Origin of the sequence: Azospirillum sp. B4, assembly GCF_000333275.1 — a bacterium.
Taxonomy (GTDB): domain Bacteria; phylum Pseudomonadota; class Alphaproteobacteria; order Azospirillales; family Azospirillaceae; genus Nitrospirillum.
Map to the genome: position 1 here is coordinate 1 of NZ_BACU01000311.1, position 2,629 is coordinate 2,629.

General features: G+C 65.8%; 2 protein-coding genes. One reads left to right on the plus strand and one right to left on the minus strand.

Annotated features, from left to right (window positions below; genetic code table 11):
* Positions 1-369 (plus strand): hypothetical protein (locus I55_RS13945; protein ID WP_049974108.1); only part of this gene is annotated, 369 nt, incomplete at its 5' end.
* Positions 370-490: 121 nt separating this feature from the next.
* Here I55_RS13945 and I55_RS13950 read toward each other — a convergent pair.
* A complete protein-coding gene (locus I55_RS13950; protein WP_044561193.1) occupies positions 491-2,473 on the minus strand; it encodes a nucleoside-diphosphate sugar epimerase/dehydratase in 1,983 nt (660 codons plus the stop codon).
* Positions 2,474-2,629: the final 156 nt, after the last annotated feature.

A 2,629-nucleotide genomic window follows, 5' to 3' on the forward strand; every position in this document is an offset into this window, starting at 1 on the left:
CCTGGGGGCCGGGGGCAATGGCACGGTTCCATAAGCCGGGCGCAGAGCACGACATATCTGGTGGCCCGCAACGCGGCGGAATGGCAGTCCCTGTGGGATCTGGTGGGGATGCGGGTGCCGGGGGCCTTGCCGGACCGGTTGATGGCGCTGGGGGTCTTCCTGGGGTCCCGCAATTCCGTGGGAGCCGGCGTGGAAGTGGTGAACACGCGTGTGGAGCATCGTGATGGCATGCGCGACCGCCTGGTGGTGGAGTACCACGAGTTTGACCAGTCGTCCCGCAACACCGCCACCGGCAGCCTGACCAGCCCGTATGCCATCCTGTTGGTCGACTGGTCCGACGCCCCGGTGCGCTTCGCCCGGGTGCCCTGACCGGTGCCGCTCTCACAGGGGCCCGTCGCGTGTCCACCGCCCCTGCTGCCACCATCTGACGTCCGATCGAACAAAAAGCCCGGAACCATCAGGTTCCGGGCTTTTCCCTTGGGATATCACCTTACGCCTGGTGGGGTAAGGGATCTTCCGCCGGGGGGACGACCAGGGGTTCGGTCTCCAACTGGCGGTAGTCGGGGACGATATGGTGCAGCAGGGCTTGCAGGCGGCCCGCGTCGGCGGTGGCGCAGGCGGCGTCCAGTTCATCCAGCGAGCGGCGCAGGATGGCCAGATCCACCGCGCGGGGGGAAGCGACCAGCACACCCTCGGCCGAGGTCTGCTCCGGCGGTTCGGCGGCGGCGAACATTTCCTCGTACAGCTTCTCGCCGGGACGCAGGCCAGTGAAGGTGATCTTGATGTCCTTGTCCGGACGCAGGCCCGCCAGGCGGATCATTTGCCGGGCCAGGTCGACGATCTTCACCGGCTGGCCCATGTCCAGCACGAAGATGCGGCCACGGTCATCCCGGCCGGCATTCATGCCATAGGCGGAAGCCTGCAGCACCAGCTCCACCGCCTCGCGTACCGTCATGAAGTAACGGCACACTTCCGGGTGTGTCACGGTCAGAGGCCCGCCGGCACGCAGCTGCCGGCTGAACAACGGCACCACCGACCCGGTGGAGCCCAGCACGTTGCCGAAGCGCACCGTCATGAAGCGCGTCTGCCACCCCTTGCTGCCGCTGGAGGCGACGATGTCCAGCGCCTGGCAATAGCACTCGGCGATGCGCTTGGTGGCGCCCATCACATTGGTCGACCGCACCGCCTTGTCGGTGGAGATCAGTACCATGGCGGCCGCACCGGCAGCGATGGCGGCATCGGCGACGTTGCGGGTGCCCAGCACGTTGGTCAGCACGCCCTCGACCGGGTTCAGCTCCACCATCGGCACATGTTTCAGTGCCGCGGCGTGGAACACCAGTTCCGGCTTTTCCTCGCGGAAGACTTCCAGCATGCGGTTGCGGTCGCGGACGTTGGCCAGCACGGCGCGGCAGTCCAGGTCCGGGCAGTTTTCCCGCATCTCCATCTCGATGGAGTAGAGGTTGAACTCCCCGTGGTCCAGCAGGATCAGGCGACGGGGCTTCAACTGCGCGATCTGGCGGGTCAGCTCCGACCCGATGGTGCCACCGGCGCCCGTGACCAGCACGGTGCGGCCAGCCACCAGGCCGTCGATCGCGCCCTTGTCCAGCGCCACCTGCGGGCGACCCAGCAGGTCCTCGATGACGATGGGACGCACCGTCATCGGCCCTTCAGCCACCGCGTCGCGGAAGTCGGTCAGGTCAGGCAGGCGGGCCAGCACCAGGTTCAGCGCCTCGCACTTCTCCACCAGCGCGCCCAGCCGCGTGCCTGACAGGCGGGCGCGGGGACGGGTCAGTATCAGGCGGCGCGGGCACTGCCCCCCGGCGGCCAAGTCGCCGACGACGGAGGACAGCTCGGCCAGGCGGCCCAGCACCTTCACGCCGTGAATCTCGCGCCCGATGCGGCCGCCCTTGTCGTCCAGGATGCCCACCACGCGGTAGGCGGCATCCCGGTCCGTGGCCATGGCGCGGATGAAAATCTCCGCCTCATCGCCGGCGCCGACCAGCAGCACGGGGATACGGTCGCGGGCGTTGCTTTCCAGGATGCCGGCCAGCCGCCGGTCTTTCGCCAGGCGGTACAGCAGGCGCGGGCCGCCCAGCAGCACCACCAGCACGAACCAGTTGATGAGCGGGACGGAGCGGGGCAGGGCCTCCAGCCGCGTCACCAGGAACATCAGCAACAGGAAAACAAGGATGGTGGTGGTGACAGCCCGGGCGATGGCCATCAGGTCACGCAATGACGCGTAGCGCCAGACACCGGAGTTCATGCCGAACAAGCGGTAGGCGGCGGCGGCGATGACGGTGAAGAGGATGACGCCGGGAACCAGGGCTTGGGTGTAATGGATAATCCCATCCCCAACCCGCAGGTAAAGCGACACAATAAACGAAACCCCGGCAACCAAAATGTCATGAAAATACGCCAGGAAGCGCCGATCAAAAATAAGCGGCAACCGGAAGGTTTCTTTTAATTTACGCATGGCTCCAGCCTGCGGTTGATTGTTTATCGGCGATTAACAGGAAGAACCGATGGCGCTGAAATTGGGCGCCGGCAAAGGTATTTCTAAACACCTGACGTGATCCTGACATCATCCGATACTCTGCTGCAAGTGCGAAAAAGGATTGGTGGGCATATG

Bases quoted from the DNA above. Each gene is read 5' to 3' on its own strand.
- I55_RS13950 (WP_044561193.1), bottom strand. From the start codon at position 2,473: ATGCGTAAATTAAAAGAAACCTTCCGGTTGCCGCTTATTTTTGATCGG.